We start from the raw sequence: 22,111 nt of genomic DNA, 5'->3' as shown, positions 1-22,111 counted from the left end.
ATGAATTGTATTATAGTTGATGACGAAGCGGCAGCCAGAGCAATAGTGTCTCAATTATGCTCCAAAGCTCCTGAATTGAATGTTATGGAGGAATTTGATAGTGCCATAGAGGCCATCAAATTTTTGAACGAATATAAAGTGGACCTTATTTTCTTGGACATCCATATGCCTGGATTTACGGGGATTGATTTTATTCAAACACTCAAAAACCCACCCAAAATTGTAATGACCACTTCCGATACGGAATTTGCCATCGCATCATATGAATACGAAGCGATCGTGGATTATTTGGTTAAGCCCATCACTCAAGAAAGATTTGATAAATGTGTACAGAAAGTCTTAAAAGGCAGGTCATTTGGTTCAAAAACTTCTAGCGGATTTCCTACCGACCAAGAGAATGCCTCGGGAGAAGATCTCTATATAAATATAGACCGCAGGCTCATCAAACTAAAATATACCGAGATATTGCTTATTGAAGCCAAGGGAGATTATATCAATATCAAAACACAATCCAAGGATTATTTGGTACACACCACCTTGAAGAAAATTTTGGACAAACTCCCTGACGACAAGTTTTTACAGATTCATAGGTCTTTTGTGATCAACTTTAATAAAATTATTGATATTGAGGATAATAGCGTATTGATCGAAAAGAGCGTTGTCCCGATCAGCAGGTCCAATAGACCGGAATTAATGCGAAGGTTGAACCTTCTTTAAAAATTCAACACAACAATCTTTTAGCTTATCTACACTTTTTTTCGCTCACCGTTTCATCTAAATTCACTAAGGCAAAGAGAGCTAGTTTTGTGCCAGTGTTAATCATAAAACTTATACCATGAAACAGGTGATGTGTTTAAATTGGTTCTTAAAACATTGATATTCTTACACCTAGGTGTTCTTTATATAGTTGTTATAGGAACAGTTCATCATTATGGATTGATGTAATTGCAAATAGTTATTGGATATGATACGAAACACCTTTCGGGGTGTTTTTTTATGCTTGTCCTTTTCTAATATCCATCCGTCTATAGAAAATTTTAATTCACCGAAGCTACTCCATTTTTGGAGCAGGAAATCAGCAATTTTGAACCATATTCTAAACCTACAATTATGAAACAATTATTACTTCTATTGGCAACCATGCTTACTTTTTCCTGGGCAAGTGCCCAAGAGTATAATTATAAGTTTTTGGGAGACTATACATCTGATGGAACCCCACTATACCTGGATGGTAAGGACGATGTATCACAGGAAACCTTGGATATGATCAACAATGCATTGCCGGAAGGATATCCAGTGCCCGATTACAATCCTCAATATATTACTTCCGGCTATGATACTGATGTTATATTAGTGGAAGATGCAGAAGTCTGGGTCACCTTTGTGGCTGAAGGTGCAGGTTACAAAAACGTATTGGGCTATTATACCTATCAAACCGACCAACCTTTAACAGGAACACCCCAACAAGAGGACATTACCATAATTTTTCCAAACGTATCCGCTTTGTACAGTGGTGGAAGTTTGGAGACCGGACACCGAGTGAAAATAGGTGATTTCAAGGCAGGAACGGGTATTGGATGGGTTTTATTGGCCAATGGATGGAAGGGATATGTAACTTCAGGTCATTGGCAACTGTTCTCCAATCCTGATTTTAATCCTGAAGCAGAAGAATCTTTGAGGTATCACAATGTGTTGTTGAACGACCCGGACAACGAGCGAATTATTTTAGGTTTTGAGGACATTCGAAGGGATTACGCGAGTTGTGATAATGATTTTAATGATGCACTTTTCTACATAACCGCAAGTCCTTACACAGCGGTAAAAACAACCAATTATAATAAAATTACCGACCACGCTCCCGTAACTTCTGGGAACGATGGGGGGCTGGAAAGTAACGGTGACCTCGCTAGCTTGATCGCAAAGCGAAATTTTGACCGAAACAAGGCCAATACTTTTAAGAATAAGCGTGCCTTGCAAAGCAAGTACGATAAAAAGACCTACAAGTCCCTAATGGCCAAATCGGGTAATTTGGATGGTTATTTTCCCAGCACTGGAATGTTTGGCACAGAAACGTCTTATGTTTCAAGTCCAGAGGATTTGCTCAACATTACCAATGCCGATGAGGTATTCGGAATAGATTATTACCAAGATGGCGATAGGGTCTCTGCCGCTTTGGCTTTGAATACAAAGGGTGAGGTGTACAATCACACCAAGACCATTTGCGATAGGCTCAATGATTCCAAATTAAAAGATTTACGTACCATTCAATTGCATGGTCATAGATTGGTGTATTCCGAACTGGAAAGGGCCAATGGCAATGTGGAGTACGCAGTTGTATTTTCGGTACGCGAAGAAGGCTCCCAACGCAGCCTGTATAGTCGTTGGAACTTGGATGAATACCCCGCAGGCGATTATATGAATTTTCAGGTTTGGGGAAACAGTATGGGGCAGGTGAGTACGGTGGTCAATGAAATCCTTATGAATCTCGAGCAAGAAGGCCCTTTACAAATCAATAATGTTGATAATGTTCTTCCTACTGTCTTTATCCAAAATGGATATTATCAAAACGGAAAATTGCATTTGAATATCATTAATAAGAGTAACGCGAGCTGGCTATTGCTAGATGGAAATTATAAAACGACCGAACAGCAAACACTTCAAAATTTAAATAAATACATCGATTTAAGCGGGGAATGGGAGCAGCAGATTACAGTGGATTCAGGTCATCTGTTCGATATGGGATTGTCCATTATCGCGGAGAACTCATATCAGCACGATGCCATTTACCTGGCCGACGGTCCATGGGGTGTTGATTTAAACGCTCAAGTAGATAGCTTGGAGGTTTTTGAGGTAACTCCCCACGAAGCTTGGGAAGTGGATGGTCACGTAGTGGAACGCGGTATTGTGGCCAAAGGGGAAGTTAAGGAGACTGTAAATATCTTCAGAAACGTATTGGCTGGAGACCTTCAATTGGTTATCGGGGATTACGAGTATCTACAGCTCAACCTTACCAATAATGTTCCTTTGGAAATTAGTTTGGTGACCAATGCTATGACTGATTGGTCCGAACGTTTACGTTATACAGTGGAACCCAATACTGAAGAGAAGGCAATTAGCGTGGCATTTTCAGAATTTGCGAATCAAGAAGGTAAATACATTGGTTTTGAACAATTGCGTAGCATAGTTATTTCTGTCCAAGGGGATTATGAAAATTATCAACCTTTTGAATTGAATGTGGATAGGGTGGCTTTGGCCAAGTCGGCCATGGACCAACCGTCCGAAGAGGGTATGGAGTTTGGGACAAACGAATTGGATATAGATGAAGAGGCAATGTCCATTTTTGATGAAGTGGATACAGTTTTGACCCTCAAAAGTTACCCTAACCCTTTTGTGAACTACACCGATATCTCCATCCCGGAAAAGACGGATGAGGTGTATGTGCGTGTGGTCAACTTAAGCGGTCAGGTGGTTTATGCAGATACCCAAGCTCCAGCAGGTTACGAGAACAGCATTCGTTTGGAGCTGGGCCATCTGCCCAAGGGCATGTACCTCTACCGAATTGGCGATGTGGTCCATAATAAGACGTATAGTGGGAAAATAATACGACAGTAATTGTGGTTTTTATAGGTTGTTGTTTTTTTGATGAAGGCTCCCCTTTTAAGGGGAGTTTTTTTATGTATAAATCTGAAATAGAGCATACTGTTCGAATTAAATACCTGTAAATTGGAACAATCTTTGATATTGGAAACCAAATACCAAACCATGACAATAAAAAAGCAGCTGCTTGTCATCTTCTCGATTGCCAATACGAGTGTCATCTCATATTCTCAGACCAATACAACTATTGATCAAAGAATTGAACAGGTTGAAAATAGCCTTGCCCCCTTAGTCCTTAGAAAAGACCAATCTCTATGGAAGCTTAAGGACCGAATGCACAAATACAACACGAAGGGACTTAGCATTGCTGTAATTCATGACTATATAATTGAATGGGCCAAAGGATATGGAGAAACTGGTAACCCAATAAAACCAGATATTACTGAACAGACAGTTTTTCAAGCCGCTTCTATGAGTAAGTTCGTTAATGCAGTGGCAATGATGAGGCTGAAGGAATTAAATAAAATTGATTTGGATAAGGATATCAATCAGTATTTGACATCTTGGAAATTCCCATATAATATAGACTTTGGTGAAGAGCCAATTACTTTACGTCAACTGTTGAACCATACAGCAGGGTTATCCGTTCATGGTTTTAGCGGATACTGGAACTCGGAGCATCTTCCAAGCATTGTTCAAATTTTGAATGGTATAAAGCCATCGAATTCTGAAAAAGTTGTACAGATTTTACCAGCGAATAGCGAATTCAAATACTCAGGGGGAGGTGTCACTATATCCCAACTTATCATTTCGGATAATTCCAAAGTTGCCTATGAGCGCTTTGTAAATGAAAACGTATTCACTCCTTTGGGAATGGACCAATCCTTTTACTCGATAGAATTGGATAAATATCCTGAAGAATTGGCTTTTGCTCATTCTGAAAGAGGTAAACTTTTGAGTAATAATTACAATATCTATCCAGAGTCGGCAGCAGCGGGCTTATGGACAACGCCAACTGATTTAGGAAGGTTGATCATCGATTTTCAAATGTGCCTCTCTTCTGGTAATGGTAAAATACTAGCAAAGGATTCGGCGACTGAGATAATAGAACCAACACTTGAGGGAAGCATTTCGGCACTAGGCCTTTTTCGTGAAATAAAAAATGAAACATTGTATCTGCAGCATTCCGGTGCCAATAGGGGATTTAGGGGCAAATTCATCTTTAGCGCTGATAATGGAAATGGGGTTGTCGTTATGTCCAATGGTACAAATACGGAGATTATTGAAGAAATCATTAGAAGCGTAGGCTTGGTATACGAGTGGAATGGTTTTGAGACCTTAACAGTTTCAACCACTGTTGAGCCCAACGATATTGACTTGAGAAAATATGCCGGAACTTATATAAAAGGGAATAGAGCGATTGAGGTACGTTTAAAAAGGAACAAGTTGCTCCTAGAAGAAAAAGGTAAATGGAAATCAAACCTAACCTCTTTGAACGGTACTACTTTCGTAGTCGACATTGTAAAACCTCTAGCAACTATTGAATTTGTTAAGAATTCTGATGGAAAAGTTGTTAAATGTATCATGGAGCAAGGTGATAAAACAGAGTGGGTGAAACAGCATTGAAGCATAGCTTTTCCTTTATTGGGGTACAAATGGAAAAAGCCTGATTCATTTTGATCAGGCTTTTATTGTATTGCTAAAATTGATTTATCTGCTTGCCACCTTATCAAAGAAAAACGGTTGTTTTTTAAATAACCATTTCAGCTGAAGGCCTATTTCGGTAAACTGAAAGCCAGCAGCTGTGGCCGAAGCAATATTGCTGTACTTGCCATAAAAACCACCGCTCAATCTTTTTGAGAATTGATGTTTCACATTCATTTCCACTCGAAATATGGAGGTCATGTCGTCATCTTCTACTTGCTGCAATCCTGTTGCCGCATTAATGCGATAGGTAGAATTTGAAGCGAACTTACCGCCCAGTTCAGCGAAAATCTCTCCGGCCTGGTATTTCTCCGGACTAAAATAAATGGTAGATACTTGCTCGGCAAAACTCAAATATTGGTAATTGAGTCCAAACTTTAATGTGGGCTTTCGCAATGCCGTATAGTACAAAGAGGTAAACAAGAGGTCGCGTTGGTTGTCATCGCTCTGTTGGGTATGGATGAGTTGCGTATACCAGCCCAAACCGACATTGGAACCCAAATTATAGTTGAGTCCATAGTGTTGCATCACAATTTCACGCTCAATCAAATCCGTATTAAAGTTTTGTACCTCTCGCTGATAGCCCAATTCTAAATTTTGCAAGCGATACGGTTCTGTGACCAACTTGGCGTTCAAAATAGGTTGGGTATATGCGTTTCCGTCGAATTGTGCATTGTTCATACCAGCTACACCAACTACCTTTAGTTTTGGAATCAAAGCATAAGTAAGTCCAACCGTGGCTGTATGTGTGTTTGCCTTCGCTGAAGTTGCCGCATTTTCCGTTAAACGATATTGGTAATTTACGGAAGATTGAAACTTGGCGGATACCGGCAAGTTCACAGTGGTGTTGGTGGCATAGGCCAAGTTATTCCCGTTATCAAAACTATAGGACGCCGTTTCTTGCACATACGGACTGTATTGCCCATTGATTTTTTCAATAAGCCCTTGTGCATCTTTTTGATTTTCAAAAATATCCAAGGTCTTGTATGTAGCTGCATAGGCTTCCTCAATTTGCCCAAGGGCAAAAAGTGCATTGGCTTTGCCGAGATTACCATCAAAAGAAGTGCTGTCCGAAGCTAAAATCGCATCATAATGTGCTAGACTCTTTTTTATGTTCCCCGTGTACATTCCCAAGGTGGCCCTTAAGGCCAGGACCCAATTTCTATCTCCATATTGAGAGGAAAGACTATTGATGTACTTTTTTGCGGTTACAAACTTGCGGTTCCAGATGAGGGCTTGCGCATACCGTTCGTAAGTTTTCTCTCTAAGTTCGCTATCTGAAATTGAGGAAACTTTGTTTTTAGCCAAAACGGAAACTTTGAGGGCCTCTTTGTCCTTTTCCCCAATATGTTCTGCCAATGCGATTCCGTTCAATGCCACAATGGAGTCCTTGGCATTTATGGCCAATCTGCGATAGGTCGCTTTGGCACTATCGACTTCTTTGGTGATCAAAAACACATTGGCCAAGTTCAGTAAAGTTTCCCTGTCGTTTTCAAAATCATTGAAAATGGTTTTCAATTTGATTTTGGCCCCATCATAATCTTGAGTCTGTACCAAAGTGTTGGCCAAACCAAGGTTCATATATTTTTTGGAAATCAGGGCGCTTGGATTCCCAGGTTGAAGCAACAAGGCTTTCTCAATCCAAGTCAAAGCCTCATCATATTTTTGAAGATTACTCAATGTATTGGCGTACCCTAATATCGCACCGAACTTGTTTGGGTAATCCTCAACAAGGCCCGCATACAATTTTTCGGCTGCCTTATATTGTTTTCCCCATAAAAAGGATTCATAGTAATTGATACGAACCTCATAATCGTCTGGGTGCTGCGTCATCAAAACATTAAATAAGGTGTTCGCTTTGTTCGGGTTCCCGTTAAGACCTACTGCACGACCGTAGCAGATTTGTGCTGTCTTATTGTCTGGATGGTCTTTAAGGAAATCGTCAAAGAAGATTTCAGCTTTGGAAAAATCTCCTTTCTCCAAAAGTTGGAACCCCTCATCCATGGGCGACTGGGCAAAAACTCCGTTGGCGGCAATCCCTAAAATGATGATGTTGATAAAGCGTTTCATAGGTTAAGCTTTTAAGGTTTTTTCGATGATGTAAAGTTAAATCGACCTCCTCCGCAACCGAAGGGCGAAGTATTCCATTCATCTACAGTAATCCGCCATCCATCTATACCCACCAATTTAAGACGTCAAACCATTGGATATTTGCTGCAACAAGTCAAATAATCTTAACCTATAAAACTAAAAATCATGGCTTTACAAATTACAGAATGCGCAGGGATGTTCTCGGTTCATGGCAACTTGAACAGCAGCAACATCATCATTCTAGAACGACACATGAGTCGGTTCATCAACACCAAGAATCAGGTGATTTTAAATTTAGGACGCGTAGGACAACTCGATGAGACAGCAGCGCACATGTTACAACAGATGCATAAAAGGGCAATGGAAATCAGAGCTCATTTTACCATTATTGGACAGGAGAATGCCAATATACTTTCGGTAATGAGTAAAACAAAAACCTCAAATATTCTGAGCCATGACCGTGTTTAGTGTAGTTAAAAAACGAGTTTCCCCTCAGCAGCTCTTTATGTTGAGTGCCTTGTTAGTTAATGGGGGAAATTACATCTATAATTTGCTCTTGGGCCGTATTTTGGGTCCAGAGGCATTTGCGGATGCCGCCTTGTTGGTAACCTTATTATTGGTTCTTTCTTTTTTGGGGATGACCTTCCAATTGGTAACGGCCAAGTTCGTAGCGGTGCTGCCGCAAGAGCAATGGGAATCATTTAGAAACCGTATCGGTGTTTTAGCCCTTGTGATTGGTTGTGTTTTGGGAGCTGCAGTATTTTTTGCAGCACCTTTTCTTCAAAATATATTACAAACGGAAAATGCGCTGATGTTCCAAATTTTTGGAATAGGAGTGCCACTTTACTTTGTAATGAGCGTAAATCGGGGTCAATACCAAGGAGAGGAATCCTTCGCCAAACTTTCAATTTCCTATCAATCCGAAATGTGGGGCAGGTTGCTCATCACGCTTTTGGCCTTTTTGATTGTTCGAGATCATTTTGGAGTGTTGGTATCCTTTGGAATCCTGGGTTCCTTGGCTTTGGGCCTTTTTCCTTTTAAAAAGTTGCGATTTAACGTTGTCAGAACTGCTTCGCCGGATTTGGAATGGAACAAGGTCCGCACTTTCATGTTGATTACGGCCTGCTACGAGCTTACCCAGATTATCATCAATAACAGTGATATTATTTTGGTAAAGCACTTTTTTCAAGCACAAGAAGCGGGACTATATGCTTCCTTGGCCTTGATCGGGCGCGTGGTCTATTTTGTGGCCTGGATGTTTGTGATGTTGTTGCTTCCTACCGTGGTCCGACTCAAAAAAGAAGGAAAGCCTACAGGACATATCCTTTTTAAATATGTGGGATATATTGGACTGTTGTCCTCGGTCATCGTAGTGGTTTGTGCGACGTTCCCTGAATTGATCATTACCCTGCTTTTTGGAGATGCCTATTTGTCCATGGCCTCGTTGCTTTGGCAATATGCCTTGGCGACCTCTCTGTTTGCAGTCGCAAATATCTTCACGTATTACTTTTTGTCTTTAGATCAATACAGGCCCATTTGGTTTTCAGCAATCTTGGGCGTGTCACAGATAGTTTTGATTGTGTTTTTTCATAGTAGTCTGGCCCTAGTGGTGCAGCTACAGATTTTGGTGATGTTGGTTTTGCTTGCCGTTCAAGTACTCTATTTTTTATCTCATAGGAGATAGAGTTCCCCTATAATAGAGGGCAAGCGCGGGGCTGGAGGACACATGTTGTTTTCCGGCCTTTTTTTATTGGGTTTTTGCCTAATCGTCTCATCATTTCCATTCGTCTACACTTTAGAGTCAACCACCTTGTAACGACCTTTTTTATAATGGGTTATGCGGACATTTGTATCACTGAAATCTGATAAAGAATTAAAAACTTAACCTTATGAAACTAGCAATTGTAACGGCATATCCGCCAAGTAAAGTCACCTTAACCGAGTACGGTTACCATTTGGTAAAACATTTCAGGCTTCAAGATGAAGTAAGCGAAATTGTATTGCTTACCGATGTGACCGAAGCACCAAAAGATCTATCCTTCGAACAAGAAGGCTGTCCCATTACCGTAAAAGAATGTTGGAGCTTTAACGACCTTAAAAATCTGTACAAAGTGGCCAAGGCCATCAAACAAGAAAAACCGGATGCGGTTTTGTTCAATCTTCAGTTTTTGAAGTTTGGCGATAAAAAGGTTCCTGCCGCGCTTGGACTTTTATTGCCTTTTGTTTGCAGAATGATGCGCATCCCCACCATCTCCTTATTGCATAATATTTTGGAGCAGGTAGACTTGGAAAATGCAGGAATCACCCAGAACGGATTCCTTCAAAAAATATACAACTTTATCGGCACTACATTGACACGTTTTGTATTGGCTTCCGATGTGTTGGCAGTCACCATTAGCAAGTACAAGACCATCTTGGAAGAAAAATATAAAGTGAAGAATGTTGCTTTGGTGCCTCACGGTTCTTTTGAAACACCACCTGCACCAAATTATGATTTGCCAGTGGGGCCCATGCAAGTGATGGCCTTTGGAAAATTTGGAACCTACAAAAAGGTGGAGCCTTTGATTGAAGCCGTGGAAGTTTTGCGTTACAAATCCGATTTGAACATCGAAATTGTGATTGCAGGAACAGATAGTCCCAACACTCCGGGGTATTTGGACAGCATGAAAGAAATCTACAGTCACGTTGAAAACCTTCGTTTTACGGGCTATGTGGCCGAGGAAGATGTCCCTAAAATATTCGGGGACAGTGCCGTAGTGGTTTTCCCGTACACCTCAACAACAGGAAGCTCTGGTGTGTTGCACCAAGCAGGAAGTTATGGCAAAGCGGTGGTGTTGCCCGATTTGGGGGACCTTGGCATCTTGGTCAGGGAAGAAGGTTACCGTGGGGAATTCTTTGAGCCGGAAAACGTGGACTCATTGGCAAAGGCCTTGGAAAGCATATTGACCAACGAGAACTACCGAATCCATTTGGGAAAACAGAATTATAAAGCAGCTTGTTCGCTGCCCATGTCCAAAATCACTGAAATGTACCTAGACCATTTTAATGCGATACGATCAAAAAAGGGGTTGAAGCAACCCAAGGCCCAAAAACTGCAACGTATTGAAAAAACTAGTATCGCATAGGTTTTTAGGTTAAGTGTGGAGAGGGGTCAACTTTAGTTAGTTGTCCCCTTTCTTTTTACATCGATTATAGGATAGGCAGGTTTTTCTTTACCCTCGGAATCTATCAGTCCAAAATGCTTTTGTGGTGCCTTTCGCCATGGTTTCCGCCCCACCACAGAACTTGGAACGGTTTTAAAATCATACAAGGTCCAAATAAAATAGGGGAGTTGTTCCTTTGTAAGAATGGTTTGCATTTTTTCGTAATAGCTGGCTTGGGCATCCTCTGAATTGGAGAACAGGTTCCAAATGCCGCTATAGCTTGATTTTCCATACTCTTCCAAAACCAAAGGTTTGTCGTGAACGGAATCTTTCAAAGCCAAGAAACGTTCTTTAAAATTTTCAGGTGCCCCGTAATAATGAAAGGAAACAAAATCCACTTCGTTGGCCAAATGCACAGCTGCTTCTGGAGTGGACCATCCAATGGTAACGGGATGAATGCTATCGTTCTGTTTGATTTGTTTCGCCATTTCTGAAAGCCAACCCAGGACAGTATCCTTCCCGCGACTTTCAAAATCCAAGTCAGGCTCGTTTTTAATATCCCAGCCCAACAAGGCTTCATGAGATTTCAATCGAGAAACTATAGTTTCAGCATGTCGATGGGTCAATGTCCAATCCATGAGATCATAATTCCCATAAAAGTCGAATAGGGTCACTAGCACTTTGAGATTATGTTCTTTAGCGATATCCAATAGTTTTTCCAGTTGAGCCAACATTTCTTCTTTCACCGAGGCACCTCCAAAAACCTCGAAGGGTACAAACACACGGACCGAATGGAGCCCCATTGTATTTATTGTCCTGAAATCTTTTTGGATATAGGATTCATCAAAAGTTCTCCCGAACATATTCCAAGGGTTATCCTTTGGATAATAGTTGATGCCCCTCCATTTTTTGGTATCAAAAGAAAGCTGTTTAGGTTCATTTTCGGTTTCATCCGGATTGGGAATCTTCACCATTTGACGGATTCGCCAAAAGCCGTCCTCCAACATCAAAATCACTTGATAGCTGTGCAATGTCCGTTGTTGATGTACTAGGTTCCCATCGGTATAGACTTTTTCAAACTGGACCACACTGTTATCGGTCAGCACGGCCAATTTCCCATCCAAACTGTAAAATTCGAGTTGTGGATGATGTGATAGGGTAGTGGTCGCTATCCTAACATGGTTATCCCGATTGTTTTGGACCAAGTTGTTGACCTGCTTTCTCACATCTTCGGTGTAATAATCCGCTATGCCCAATTGATCATAGGAGTTCAAGGCGATATTTTTCACATACCAAGCATTCAGGTAATCTTTTTCAAGTTCCCGAAGGGCTTGTTTGGATATTTTTCTTCCTCGTTGGCCTTCGATGGTCCAGATTATTTTGGGTTGGTAGGCCTGTTCTATGGTGCCACCTATGTGAAGAATGGCGGATTTATCGGCCCCGGTATTCAAAAAGGACCATGCCGCGGCCAATCCATAAATGATTCCCGCATTCACGGCCAAAAAGCTCAAGAGGAGCAACGCACGATATAGATTCTTTTTTACCATTACTCTATGGTTCTCAGTATCCTTTTTTCAATTCCCGCAACTGTAATTTTTACGGTATTTTCGTAAGCATTCATGTTTTCGGGCAATTCAAATTCACCCATTCCCTTTCTGGAAGTTGTCTCTTGTGTGAGCAACGATTCCTCATCAGGACCTTTTATTTCCAAATGGATGCCCATTCCGTCGGGAACCCATTGTTTCATATAACTAAGGATGGGCCCTACAGTTATGGTTCTTCCGTTTTCTGAAACATGAACAGTATAATCCTTGACTGCAGCTTCAAACCCCAGTTCCAAGCTATTACTCTGGGATAGGCCACTGATGTGTGCTTTTACTTTCCATTGTGTCGGTGCTTCTGGATGAAGCATTTTTCCAACCGCGACCCCGTTCAACGTCTGGCCATAGGTTTGATATTGGTTTCCAGAACCATCTTCGACCACAAAATTGACCATCGTACCGTCGGCAACCGTATTTCCATTACGATCTTTAACAGTGGATGTGGTAAAGGAAATAATCTGGTTGCCATCGGCGAAGTTGTGCTGTCGTTCCATCGTGATGTTGAAGTCCGCAGATTTGGTTGGTAGCACACTTACCGTAAATTCCTTGGAAACTTGATTTTCTAAACTTGTGCTCAGAAACAGTTCACCCACCTCACCATGGCCTCCTACGTAGGCATGGGCAATCATACCCTGTACGGGCATTGATGTATTATTTTGGCTGTTCTTGAATTTTTCTGTCAGTTGTACAATGGTGCTGTCAGGCAATGGATTTCCAAAAGTATCTTGTGGTAACGATACAATCATCGCTTCATCTTGATTGTCGGCAAAGATGCTGGTAGGACCAATATAGGATTCCATGGATTCTGACAATGTTTTGCTGGGAAGAATATTGAAGCCACCTTCAGCCACCATCGTTTTTTCATGGAGTAAGCTCCAATGGGCCAAACCACTTTTCTGAGCCATGATTTGGGGGAGTGTAAAGGTCAAATTCGTAATGGTTGAATCGGGTTTTAGCAGCATGGTTCCCCAGCTATTTTGAACCAACAGCAACTGATTTTCGGATGTTCCATCAAATTGAAGAGTAATGGAGTCGCCAGCGACAAATTCTCTTGCCGTGGAGATAAGCTTTGTGGTATCGGGGATTTTTTCAGAAAGAGCATCAGGGGATTTGGAGCAACCCCAAGCCATAAAAACCATAAGCCATATGTATTGCTTCCACCTCATCTATTTTGGGTTTCCAATGTAATTGTTCAACTCCACCTGAAAATACGAAAAGCCTTCCCCATTGTAGGGACGCATCATTTCCCATTTAAGCTGCTCATTTCTATCGGAAAAGTACCGTTCCGCAATTTCAGCATTGGGCAGGCCGTTCACGTAGCAGTTTTCCAATCCCTCCGCAATGATTTCCAGTTCGCTCAAATCCAACAGCGGCATTTCAAAAGTTTGCTTCCGTTGAATGCGGATGCCATCCAAGGTAAAATGATGTTCCAACCACAAAATATCTCCAGCTTCAGTATAGTACGAGGTCAAGATTTGAGGAATGGTCACCTCTTGTGTACCGAAATTGAACAATGTCCCTTTTAAGATATCTTCATCCATGTTCCATTCTTGGAGTGCCACGGATTTGTAGAGGTCGGTCGTTGCCACGTTCCCTGCACATTGCAGATCAAAAGTGACGGGCTGTTCTTCCAAACTGATCGGGGTAAACTGGTCGGGGTCAAAAGTGGGAGGCAAGGTGTCTTTGGTGGACGACCAGGCAATTCCCTCAAAATCTATGCGGAACGATGTGGTTTCCTTGGGCATAAGTTTATGCTTTGCGTGGAACTTGACATCGTGCTGGGCCAGCTGATTGTCGTTTTCGTTGTATAGGGTCCCTTTTATGGAAATATCCGCGGGTACATTGTCAATATTCTGAAGCTCACCGACAATACTGTAACTGCCTTTATATTTGACCAATTTGGCAGATAATATCTCCAAAAGCGGTTGGCGTAAAATATCCTCATTATACGTTTGTTGTGTAGTGATGCGCCTTCGTCCATGATTGTAATATTGGGTCTGGTTGGAAGCAATCAACTGGTTGGGTGGAATATCGTTGTCCACTTTTTTTGGTTTGATGTACCATTGCCCGTTCTTTTTGATCACCGTATGTTGATAGGTGCGGTCTACTTTCTCCAAGGGGGTAATCCATTTGGTGGCCACTTCCATTTCTATTGTATTATTGGTTTCCTTGGTCTTTGTTATGCCAATGGAATCCATCTTGGCGTAAGAGCTCAATAAACCGTCCGTGACCGATACTTCCAACATATATTGGGATAGGCTCACGTCGGCATCAGGATCCAAATAGGAGTGTGCCCGTTCAAATTCCTTAAAATCCAGCGCGTCATAATAGGATTTGACCACATTCTCGGCACTGATCTGGGTGGCATTGTCCAAGTAAAAATGATAGATGCCAAAAACGAAAATTCCGATCATTCCGATGGCCCAAGCTCCATTGATGAAAGAAAGGCCCCTGGAAATACCGTTGAATTTTGGTGCGTGGTAGAAGTAATCGTCCACTTTGTTGGATTTTCCTTTGAGTTTCCAATACCATGGCAGTTGAATATTGATGATAAAAGCCAATAGCAAAGTCCCTACAGGAATCAATCCCCACATGAGCTTCAAGAAGTTGGGCACGTCTTCTTTGGGAATCACCTTGGGCAAAGGGGAAATATTGAGGCGCTCCCAGACCATAATACCATTTTCCAGTTGCTGTAAACGTTGCCATCCGCAGAAATAGAGAATAGGGTCGTAGAACTTATCGTTGGAAAATATGTACTTGAGATTGTATTTCTCCGGAACGGTCAAAAATTGTTGTAGGGAACCAATACCCTCCACACCCCTAAACTTTGAATTTTCCAGTCGTTCAATGGCCCTTGTGGTCAGCTCGGGCAACCTTCGGGCCGAATGATAGTTGCCATCCACCGTCATGGCCTTGGTCTGCGCGGAGAGCCATGCCATTTGATCTCCGAACCCCAAGGGCAAATAACGCCATTGATCATGTTGATCTTGGTTCAGGAAATTGACAATGGGCAGCATATTGATCCGTTGTGGTTGCGAAGGCCTAAAATAGTTGAGGCTCATGGTAAATATAGCCGCGGCGATGAAGGATATACCCAATCCACCGGCCAGCACATAGTGTAATGGTTTTTTAAACGCTTTAAGGAGTTGTTCCCTAATGTCGCCTTCCACCAAACGATACACAAACTCTCCAAATAGGGGCAAAGACATAATGGTGGCCCATAGCGTGAAACGGTCGAGTGTAAGGATGTTGAAGGCCGTGTCTCCCAATAACATTTTGGGTAGGGGGGTGGTGCCACCGGTTCCCAGTAATGTCAACATGGAAAAGGACAAACCAAAAAACAACAAACGCTTGCTGTAAAAACGGTAAAATAGGTAGGGTAAGATAAACAATAATATCCCCCAGGGAATCAAAAAAAACACTAACCCGGAAGAGGTAACTTCCAGAAAGTTGTCACGAGATCCATGCGGAATCGGAACTTGGGTAATCGGGTTTTTTTTGGAATTGACCCAATAGGGCAATATGCAACCTACAATGGCCACCAAGGAGCCGCCTCCAAATATGACAATCCGCCAAAACAGACGCTTAAACTGTTTCAGAAATACTTTAAACGTAATCTTGGTATTGATTTCTACCGCTTCCTTAGAAGCATCCATAATTACAAGTCCAATCAACGGGAAGATAAAAAAGACCATCCCAAAAATCGGTGTCACATGATGAGATGTAACCGTTACCGCAATCATGGAAAGCGAGGAAATCAGTTTAAATTTTCGTCCCGTCTTTATCCACATGTAAATCTCGGGAAGTGCATGCATTAAGATGGAGATACCCATCAAACTAGGTAATTGACCAAAAATGTGAAGTGTTTCCAAAAACATGGAGGAGAATGCCGCAAGAAGAGCGGTATAGCCAGCTATTTTTCGGTTTCCTGAAATGACCAGCGCGAATCGGTAAGCACCTGTAATGAACAGGGCGATGATGAGCAAAGCCATGGTAAACATTCCAAACTTTAATCCACCGATATACGAAAGCAATGCGATACATTGATGAACCAATGGCGGATACCCCTGTACAGTGAAACCGGTATACCAGCGATAATCCCAAGGCTCGAACCAACTATCAGCATAGTGGTCTGCAAAGAATAGGTGAATGAGCGCATCATAGGTGGTTTCCAACGTAAAAAAGATGGTCGCCCCGTGAAAAATGAGCCCAAAAACCAATGCAATGGCCAAGGTAATGTTGGTTTGTTTTTTCATGAATATCTATCAGGAAATATAACAGTTTAAAGGTCTAAATATTGTCGGAAAACCAATGAACTGTCCATCGCTTCAGTTTTACCATTCGTCTACACTTAATTGATTTCCAACTTTTTTGAGCGTTGGCGAACATCAATTGGTGATAGATTTGCTTCAAGTTTGATCAATAACATAAAACCTTAACCTATGAAAATTTTAGCAATTGATGATCAACAGTTAATACTGTTATCCGTACAGAGAAAACTTAAAGAGATTGGCTATTTGGTAAAAACGGCCTCTAGCGGCAAAGAAGGTATTGAAATCTTTAAGGAGTTTAAGCCTAATTTAGTAATCATGGACATGAATATGCCCGAGATGACCGGGTTGGAAGTTATTGATCAGCTCAAGGAAATTGATATGAACGTACCTATTATGGTCATGTCCGGTAACAATGATGAAAGTGTAATTTTGAATGGTTTTGAACTGGGTATCGTGGATTACATGAAGAAACCGATTGGTTTGGATGAAATGGTGGCTCGGGTAAAGCGTACTATTGGCGCTCCAATTTTGGAGAAACGTTCGGTAAAGAAGGAGACACAATTGATTCAAAAGCATTGTGTGGGTGTTGTCATCCCTTGTTATAATGAAGAAGACCGTTTGAGTGGCAAAGAGTTTCAAGATTTTGCCAGACGCCATCCAGGATATCACTTATGCTTTGTGAATGATGGCAGTACAGACAATACATTGGAGGTTCTACAGGAAATCAGAAAGGGGAACGAAGATAGCATCAGTATATACAACTGTGAGAAGAATGGTGGTAAAGCAGAAGCGGTGAGACAGGGAATTCTTCACTTGGCCAAAGATGGTCAGTTTGATTATATGGGGTATTTGGATGCAGACCTTTCCACGGATTTTACGGATTTTGATGAATTGGTACGAACCATTGAAGGGTCACAATTCGATATTGTGAGCGGATCCCGAATCAGCCGAATGGGAGCCGACATCACAAAAGAGTCTGCAAGAAAAATCATCAGTAAGACCATCAACTTAATCATCCAAAAAATCTTGGGAATGCCCTTTAAGGATACGCAATGTGGAGCAAAGGTAATGCGACCTCATACCGTGGCCTCTGTTTTTGACAAACCTTTTAAGACACGATGGTTGTTCGATGTGGAGATTTTCATCAGAATGGGAAAAAAATATGGAAAAGAAAAGGCTAATTCCCTTATTTGCGAGCAACCCTTAAAGCGCTGGATCCATGCTGATGGCTCAAAATTGTCCATGAAGGATTCCATTAAGATTATTTGGCAATTGGGTCAGTTGTCGTTTAAATACAGATGAGCGATTTCTAATTCGGTTAGAAATAAAAGTGTGTGCAGGGAAAAACCCAATAAAATTCAGGGTTTAGCGGATGTCCAAATCCTTACACGATGATATGAAAAATAAAGGCCTTAAAGATTAAATCCTTTAAGGCCTTTTTTATTGCTTACATGAATTTTGCTATAAAAAGCTCAATTTATCTTTCTGTACACAGAGACTTCACCTGCTACGTCCTATATGTGTACATCTTCTAATTAATCTTACCAATAATGACGATAGCCTATTAAATTCTACATAGATATCGGGCTATATGATACTATAAAAGACAGTACTTACTTCACAACGCTCAACATGAACTATTCTATCCTCTCCATCTTAAATTGGTAAAACCCTTTTTACCTGTCATCACTAACATCAAATTAGAGCTTGATAATTCAAACTACAAGCGATTAAACTTGATAGAGTTAAACTTATAATCAATAGGATGTCCTAAAATCATATCTCCTGTTTACATTGGTTACTTATTACTGGGAGCAGGTAATCCGTTCAAGACAAAAGTAGTCACCGAATAAAATTATTCCCAGTAATTGAACTGATTCAGGTCCAAATTTTAAAGGAAGATTAGAGTACCTAATATTTTTCGAAAAGACTAAAAAGTCTTTTTAATTCTATCTATGACAAAATTTTTTAAACCATTGGTTTGTAGGAGAATGGTGTTGTTCTTCGGGTCTATGTTATTTGCATCGTGCGCTACACTCAAGCTACAGCAAAGCGATGAAATTGTAAATAAGAATAGTGGTAAAGAGCCCAGTTATACTTTTTTTATAGCGGGGGGGATGGGAAACATTTCTGCAATGGACAATAGTCCTATTCTGGAAAGTTTAGGTAATCAATTAAGCCAAGCTTCCGAAAATAGCACTTTAATTTTTACAGGTGACAATGTTACGGATGGAACGGATAGTTGGGATTTGGATAGGCAACTGTTGGACAAGCACATTGGTCTGACCAAAAACTACAAGGGCAGCACCATTCTGATTCCTGGAAATAATGAATGGAAATCAGAAAACGTAGAGAATATAGAAGAGTTTGAAAACTATATAAAGGACCTGAATTTGGAAAGCGTAGATTTTTTTCCAGAAAATGCATGTCCAATAGAACGGATAGAACTAAGTGACAAATTGATTTTAATCTTAGTGGACTCCAACTGGTTTGTGTCCAATTGGTCCAAGGTTAAGAATATTAATAAAAAGTGTACGGATATTGTAACAAGGCAAAGATTTGTTCAGGAACTTGAAGATGCCATAGATGACAACTTGGACAAAAACATTGTAATAGCGATGCACCATCCCGTTTTCAGTAATGGACAATATGCCGGCCACAAAACTTTTGGCGACCATATGAAACCCCTTCCAGTTTTGGGAACGCTAAATGAGGGCCTAAAAGACCTAGCAGCTTTTGATCCAGAACATTTAAATTCAAGACGCTATAATTATCTCAGGGTATTTGTTACCACTCAGGCGCAGAAATCAGAAAGGATAACCATTGTTTCGGGCCATGAGGAAAACCTACAATACCTAGTAGCCAAAAATGTACGTCAAATCATCAGCGGAGCGTTGGCTTCAAAATCGGCGACCTATCTTTCCAAGGATGAATTGGTGTCCCTTGGTGGTTCTCTGCCTTTCGAAGGCAAATTTGCACATGGAACCCTGGGTTATGCAAAACTGGAATATTTTAAAGATGGTTCTTCCCAAACCACCTTCTATAGTTTTGATGGGGATGAAAACACCACTACCATGGATGTTCTGCCAAAATTTCCTGAGAAAAAACCCATCATCAAGATAGATTCAGACCTTCCCAAAGAAGTTTCGGAAAAGGTTTTGGATGATCCTGATGCATATTATAAATCAGGATTTTATGAGTTTTTGTGGGGAGAGCGGTACCGTTCTTATTTTGGAAAAAAGGTGACCGCACCTACTGTAAATTTAGATACACTCTATGGAGGGGTGAAAGTCACCAAAGAAGGTGGGGGCCATCAATCCTTTTCTTTGCGCCTCGAAGATAAGGATGGAGGTGAATATGCAATGAGATCGTTACGAAAAAGTGCATTAAAGTTTCTAAAGTTCAAACTCCCAGGAATAGCTTATAACGAAGACAAATATCGGGATTCTTGGCCGGAGGAATTGGTTTCGGATTTCTTTTCTACGGCACACCCCTTTATGCAGTTAGTTGTAGATCCTTTGGCACGAGCGGTAGAGGTAAACCATTCCGACACCAAATTATATTATGTTCCAAAGCAGGAAACATTGGGTGATTTTAATGAGGAATATGGTGACGAACTTTATTTTATAGAAAGGCGTCCATCCGAAGAGCAGGAAAATTACAAAGGGTATAGAAGAACCATCGATGAAAATGGTAAGGTTACCGACATTGAAAGCACTACGGGTATGCTGGAGAAAATCAAAGAGGATGAGGAATACGTCGTTGATCAAAAGGCCTATATACGAGCAAGAATCTTTGATATGCTCATTGGAGACTGGGACCGCCACCAAGATCAGTGGAGATGGGTAGAGTATGAAGGAGAGGACGGAATAAAAGAATTTATGCCCATTCCAAGGGATAGGGACAATATTTTTCCGCGTTTTGATGGATTTGCCCTTAAACTGATCAAACTGTTCGTGCCAAATTCCAGAAGATGGCAAACCTTTGATGATGACATCGACGATATTAAATGGCTCAATTTATCAGGCAGCCAACTTGATAAAGTTCTTGTAACAAATTTGGGAATAGAATCTTGGGTGGAAGAGGCAAAATACATTCAAAGTAATTTGGGGGAACAAGAAATTGAAGATGCCTTTAAATACCTTCCAATGGAAGTACGGGACAGTGTCTCCGATTTCATAAAAGAATCACTTAAGTTGAGGTTGGAAAAGCTTGATGATTGGGCGTTGGCATATGGTACCTATTTAAACAAGGTGGTAATCGTAAGAGGTACGGAGAAGGATGATAAATTTGAGTTCGCAAGGCAGGATGATGGCAAAACCATCGTTGTTGTTAATCGGATTCTTTCGGATGAACCCGATCAAGAAATTTATCGGAGGACTTTGGATAAATCAACAACCCATGAAGTTTGGGCGTACGGACTTGGAGATGATGATGTATTTGAGATAACAGGTGATGGGGACAAATACATCAAGATAAAAATAGTTGGAGGGTATGGGAGAGACCAGTACCATATACAAAACAAGAAAAAAGTTACCGTTTATGACTGGAAACATGAAGAGTCGGATTTTAAGAAAGAGAAACCCAAAACACAGCTCACCAATTTATATCAAAGCAATACCCTTCATTGGAAGTATTTTACACCAAACAACAATATACTAGCTCCCAACCTTGGCTTTAGGTCGGATGATAATGTGTTTTTAGGCCTCACGGAACGATACACCAAAAATGGCCTAAATGGTGCTCCTTACAAACAACAGCATACGTTCAGGGCCAATTATTACTTCTCTTTCGGCGCTTTTGAACTACAATATGATGGGGTGTTCGCCAATGTAGTACCAGGGTGGAACTTTGAAACTGGAGCTTACTATAGCAACGACAGGTATGTAAAAAACTTTTTCGGTTATGGCAACGAAACCGTCAACCAAGAAAATCAATTGGATATTGATTTTTACAGAGGACGTGTTCGTCAATTTAAATCGTACGTTGGCTTGGCCTACTACCATCTAAGACCAAGATTGATTTTTGAATCTTATGAGGTAAAACAAATGGATGATCGCTTCTTCAATTTACAGAATCTGAATCCAGAGGCATTTGCATCTCAAAATTATATAGGTGCGGAAGTCACAGGACATTACGATAGGGACAATGCAGGGGATTTCCCGACCAAAGCAATGTATTTTGGGCTCACTGTTGGGTACAAAGCCAACCTTGGCATTGAAGAAAATAGATTTGGCTACGCTTCCGTAAAAGCTGGTTTTGATCATAAACTGATTCCATCGGGCGACTTGGTATTCTCCACTATTGCGGAATATAGGGCCAACATAGGTGATAATGAATACTTTTTCTACCATGCTCCCTCCATTGGCGGGGACAATGGTTTACGTGGTTTTAGGGACCAGAGATTTACGGGACGGTCCTATTTTTATCAGAACACCGACCTTAAATTTCGAATAAAGGAATATGTTACCGCATTTACGCCCGTGACCTTCGGTGTTTTTGGTGGGTTCGATTATGGGAGAGTATGGGTACAAAACGATACCTCCCATACATGGCATACATCCCAAGGAGGGGGATTGTGGATTGGAAGTTTAAAGGAGTTGACTCTGAAATTGGGATACTTCAATTCCAAAGAAAACAATTTGTTCCAGGTAAGTTTAAGTGTTCCTTTTTAAATTCATGAACAGCATTTGGCAAATAT

12 protein-coding genes are annotated in these 22,111 nt (G+C 41.0%); 8 read left to right on the top strand and 4 right to left on the bottom strand.

All coding sequences use genetic code 11. The annotated features are described in order from the left end of the window. The 3 genes from DCK90_RS01065 (at position 1) to DCK90_RS01055 (ending at position 5,223) form a co-directional block, all read left to right on the top strand. The gene (locus DCK90_RS01065) at positions 1–717 is read left to right on the top strand and encodes a LytR/AlgR family response regulator transcription factor (protein ID WP_108244319.1); all 717 of its coding nucleotides are present in this window, start codon (positions 1–3) and stop codon (positions 715–717) included. A 393-nt stretch (positions 718–1,110) separates the two neighbouring features. Continuing rightward, complete coding sequence (locus tag DCK90_RS01060) at positions 1,111–3,612, top strand: DUF4114 domain-containing protein (RefSeq protein ID WP_108244318.1); 2,502 nt, start codon at positions 1,111–1,113, stop codon at positions 3,610–3,612. A 150-nt stretch (positions 3,613–3,762) separates the two neighbouring features. Next, a complete protein-coding gene (locus tag DCK90_RS01055) occupies positions 3,763–5,223 on the top strand; it encodes a serine hydrolase (protein WP_108244317.1) in 1,461 nt (486 codons plus the stop codon). Positions 5,224–5,307: 84 nt separating this feature from the next. On the opposite strand, the gene DCK90_RS01050 is transcribed toward DCK90_RS01055, so the two are convergent. Beyond that, on the bottom strand, positions 5,308–7,371 hold the full coding sequence (locus tag DCK90_RS01050) for a tetratricopeptide repeat protein (RefSeq protein ID WP_108244316.1): 2,064 nt from the start codon (positions 7,369–7,371) through the stop codon (positions 5,308–5,310). Positions 7,372–7,557: 186 nt separating this feature from the next. Between DCK90_RS01050 and DCK90_RS01045 the strand changes: the two genes are divergently transcribed. The 3 genes from DCK90_RS01045 to DCK90_RS01035 all read left to right on the top strand — a co-directional run bounded on the left by DCK90_RS01045 (position 7,558) and on the right by DCK90_RS01035 (position 10,517). Continuing rightward, positions 7,558–7,860 carry an STAS domain-containing protein gene (locus DCK90_RS01045; protein ID WP_108244315.1) on the top strand — a complete coding sequence of 101 codons (303 nt, stop codon included), beginning with the start codon at positions 7,558–7,560 and terminating at the stop codon, positions 7,858–7,860. Further along, a complete protein-coding gene (locus tag DCK90_RS01040) occupies positions 7,847–9,076 on the top strand; it encodes an MATE family efflux transporter (RefSeq protein ID WP_108244314.1) in 1,230 nt (409 codons plus the stop codon). The genes DCK90_RS01045 and DCK90_RS01040 overlap by 14 nt, the downstream gene beginning before the upstream one ends. A 205-nt stretch (positions 9,077–9,281) precedes the next feature. After that, a complete protein-coding gene (locus tag DCK90_RS01035; RefSeq protein WP_108244313.1) occupies positions 9,282–10,517 on the top strand; it encodes a glycosyltransferase in 1,236 nt (411 codons plus the stop codon). 32 nt (positions 10,518–10,549) lie between these two features. On the opposite strand, the gene DCK90_RS01030 is transcribed toward DCK90_RS01035, so the two are convergent. Genes DCK90_RS01030 through DCK90_RS01020 form a run of 3 tightly spaced genes read right to left on the bottom strand, consistent with a single transcriptional unit; the run spans position 10,550 to position 16,392 of the window. Then, positions 10,550–12,082: a cellulase family glycosylhydrolase gene (locus DCK90_RS01030; RefSeq protein ID WP_108244312.1), complete on the bottom strand. Its 1,533-nt coding sequence runs from the start codon at positions 12,080–12,082 to the stop codon at positions 10,550–10,552. Beyond that, a complete protein-coding gene (locus DCK90_RS01025) occupies positions 12,082–13,302 on the bottom strand; it encodes a hypothetical protein (RefSeq protein WP_108244311.1) in 1,221 nt (406 codons plus the stop codon). The genes DCK90_RS01030 and DCK90_RS01025 overlap by 1 nt, the downstream gene beginning before the upstream one ends. After that, positions 13,303–16,392: a hypothetical protein gene (locus DCK90_RS01020; protein ID WP_108244310.1), complete on the bottom strand. Its 3,090-nt coding sequence runs from the start codon at positions 16,390–16,392 to the stop codon at positions 13,303–13,305. Positions 16,393–16,578: 186 nt separating this feature from the next. Between DCK90_RS01020 and DCK90_RS01015 the strand changes: the two genes are divergently transcribed. After that, entirely contained in the window at positions 16,579–17,712 is a 1,134-nt protein-coding gene (locus DCK90_RS01015; protein WP_108244309.1) for a response regulator, read from the top strand. A 653-nt stretch (positions 17,713–18,365) separates the two neighbouring features. Beyond that, positions 18,366–22,085, top strand: coding sequence for a metallophosphoesterase (locus tag DCK90_RS01010; RefSeq protein ID WP_234414552.1), 3,720 nt, complete (start codon positions 18,366–18,368; stop codon positions 22,083–22,085). Positions 22,086–22,111 lie beyond the last annotated feature (26 nt).

Source organism: Muricauda brasiliensis, assembly GCF_003057865.1.
Classification (GTDB): Bacteria; Bacteroidota; Bacteroidia; order Flavobacteriales; family Flavobacteriaceae; genus Flagellimonas; species Flagellimonas chongwuensis.
The sequence above is the reverse complement of the archived record's forward strand: the minus strand, read 5'-3'. Positions and strand labels throughout refer to the sequence as shown.